At 70.6% G+C, this 2,585-nt stretch carries 2 protein-coding genes; one reads left to right on the top strand and one right to left on the bottom strand.

All coding sequences use genetic code 11. The features are described from left to right. Positions 1-266: 266 nt before the first annotated feature. Positions 267-521 (bottom strand): hypothetical protein, encoded by a 255-nt coding sequence (locus AB0F40_RS27440; protein WP_357475490.1) that lies wholly within the window; start codon positions 519-521, stop codon positions 267-269. Positions 522-1,112: 591 nt separating this feature from the next. On the opposite strand from AB0F40_RS27440, the gene AB0F40_RS27435 reads away from it, so the two are divergent. Beyond that, a partial coding sequence (locus tag AB0F40_RS27435) for a class I tRNA ligase family protein (RefSeq protein ID WP_357475488.1) occupies positions 1,113-2,585 on the top strand: 1,473 nt, incomplete at its 3' end.

Here is a 2,585-nt window from a genome sequence, read left to right as displayed (position 1 = left end):
TTTTCCAGGGCGCGGCTGGCGGCTTCCTCGGCGTCGATGCCGGGGACGCGGGCAGCGACCGAACGCACGACGTTCGGACGATGCACGACCCAGTCATCGATCCGAAGGTCACCAGTCGTGGTCACGCGGTCTTGGCTCCCTCTGCCCATAGTGTCCGGTTTTGATGCGCTGGCCAATGATCGCACCACCACGCTGGTTCCGCGCAAGTCTTCGGGATCGTCGGCCCCGGGGTCCTCGGCAGCGGGCTCGGTCCTGTTCATCGGTGCCTACCTCCGGTTGGTCGCGAACGTGGTCGATACGGCGTCCAGGCCCTGTGGTCCGGCCGTCGCGTGGATGACCGCGAGGGCGACCTCGCAGGTGGCGGCGATCAGCTCGCTCGCCCCCCACGCGTCGGCGAGGCGGTAGAGGTTGACGGCGTCGCCGTCCGCGTACGCGCGCAGGTATTGGGCGCCCAGACGAACAAGTTCGGGGTGCTCGGTGTGTTCCATGTAGCCCAGACGCGCGGGCTGCTCGGATGTCACAGCACTTGTGGGAGTTTTTTCGATTTCTCCTACGAAGTCCGCTTCGAGCCCATATTCGGCCCGGGCGGCTGTGCGAGGAACCGCGCGTCGCACACCGTCATCCGGCGGGACTGTGATCCAGATCACATGGGGAGCTGTCCTGCAGTGCTGTGACTTCCAGGGGGCGTCCGCGTCCTAGGTGCGACGCGGACAGGGTTCGGACCTCGCTGGGGGCGGGCCGAGCTCCGGCGCGTCGGGCGGGAGCCGTGGTTCGGAGTGCGCTGGGGGCACGCCGAACCACGGTGCCCGTCCTCCGGCGCGGGCGCCGGCTCGGACCTCGCTGGCGGCGGACCGAGCCGGCGCCCGTACCTCCGGACGCCGTACCTCCGGACGTCCGAACCTGCGGTCAGGCCGTACGCCGCGCTCCCGCCCGGAGCCCTCTTTACCTGGCTCGGCCGGCCCACGTATCGTGGAGGCATGCGCAACACACGCTCGCCTCTTACGTAGCCGCACCGGCTCCGCCCTCGATCGGGCACACCCGGTGCGGCAGCCCCTCCTCGTGAGGGGTTTTTTCGTGCCTGGACCCGATCGACGCACCGGAGAGCGAGAGCGATGAGTGATACGTACGGCACCCCAGGACCGGCAGGCGACGACCCTGCGGAGAGTCGCCTCTTCCAGGCGTCCGACGACGGCGCCCGGCCGCGTCGCTATCTGCTGACGATGTTCCCGTACCCGTCGGGGGACCTGCACATGGGTCATGCCGAGGTGTTCGCGATCACCGACGTCGTAGCCAGGTACTGGCGGGCCAAGGGCTTCGACGTGCTCAACCCGGTCGGCTGGGACTCGTTCGGTCTGCCGGCGGAGAACGCGGCGATCCGCCGGGGTGAACATCCGGCCGGGTTCACGGAAGCGAACATCGCGACGCAGGCGGCGTCGATTCGCCGCTACGGCGTCTCGTTCGACTGGTCACGGCGCGTGCACACCCACGAGCCGGAGTACTACCGCTGGACCCAGTGGCTGTTCGCCCGGCTCCACGAGCGAGGTCTGGCCTATCGCGCCGCGGCAGAGGTGAACTGGTGCCCCGACGACCGGACGGTGCTCGCCAACGAGCAGGTGGTCGACGGCGCGTGCGAGCGCTGCGGCGCCACCGTCGTCGCCCGCAGCCTGACGCAGTGGTTCTTCCGGATCACCGCGTACGCGGACCGGCTGCTGGACGACATGTCGCTGCTGGAGCCGGGCTGGCCGGCGCACGTGCTGACGATGCAGCGGAACTGGATCGGTCGGCAGGACGGGCCGGACGGCACGAGCTATCGCCTGCACGACTGGCTGGTCTCCCGGCAGCGCTACTGGGGCGCACCGATCCCTGTCGTGCACTGCCCGGGCTGCGGCGAGGTCGTCGTGCCGGACGACCAGCTGCCCGTCGAGCTGCCCCACCTGGAGGGCGACCAGCTGGTCCCCGGAGACGTCTCGCCCCTCGCCGGAGCGCAGGACTGGGTGCGGACGACGTGCCCGCGGTGCGGGGGCCCTGCCGAGCGGGACACCGACACGATGGACACGTTCGTGGACTCGTCCTGGTACTTCCTGCGCTACCTGTCGCCGGGGTACGAGGGCGGCCCGTTCCGTCCCGAGGACGCCGCCCGATGGATGCCGGCCGCGCTGTACGTGGGCGGGGTCGAGCACGCGACCATGCACCTGCTGTACGCGCGGTTCGTGACCAAGGTCTTTTACGACATGGGCCTGGTGCCCTCGTCCGAGCCGTACGCGCGCCTGATGAACCAGGGCCAGGTGGTCAACCACGGCAGGGCGATGAGCAAGTCGCTGGGCAACGGTGTGGACCTGGCGGCAGAGCTGGACCGGCACGGGGTGGACGCGGTCCGGCTGGCGATGCTGTTCTCCGGGCCGCCGGAGGACGACGTCGACTGGGCGGACGTCTCGCCCGAGGCGATGCGGAGGTTTCTGACCCGCGCGCTGCGCTTGGTCCCCGACGATGCAAACCCGGACCACCGTCGGGGGGGGGGGGGGGGGGGGGGGGGCGGGGCCCCCCCCCCCAAAGACAAGAGCGCGGCCCGCCGGCGACGCCGGCAC

Origin of the sequence: Promicromonospora sp. NPDC023987, assembly GCF_040639055.1 — a bacterium.
In the GTDB taxonomy this organism is placed as follows: Bacteria; Actinomycetota; Actinomycetes; order Actinomycetales; family Cellulomonadaceae; genus Promicromonospora.
The sequence above is the reverse complement of the archived record's forward strand: the minus strand, read 5'-3'. Positions and strand labels throughout refer to the sequence as shown.